Source organism: Extibacter sp. GGCC_0201 (genome assembly GCF_017566055.1).
GTDB lineage: Bacteria > Bacillota > Clostridia > Lachnospirales > Lachnospiraceae > Extibacter.
Window position 1 is genome coordinate 1 of the sequence record NZ_JABFCH010000282.1, and the last position, 209, is coordinate 209.

Below are 209 nucleotides of genomic sequence, written 5' to 3' on the forward strand. Positions count from 1 at the left end.
ATATCTTTGAGACCCATGCAAAGAACCGGCACATCAAGCTCATTTAGAACATGCAGATTTTGACACTGTTCATTCATGATAGCCTGCCCGATAGCCTGTTCTTCCATGGCTTCTGTCAACGTATTCCAGGTACCAAGGTCTTTCCAGGAGCCATTAAAACGTTTGACCTTGATATTTTTTTCCTGTTCTACTACCGCATAGTCAAAGCT

General features: G+C 42.6%; 1 pseudogene. It reads right to left on the reverse strand.

Features of this window, described 5'->3' with window-relative positions:
• Positions 1 to 209: pseudogene (locus HJV72_RS19545) on the reverse strand (sugar phosphate nucleotidyltransferase); the annotation flags it as partial.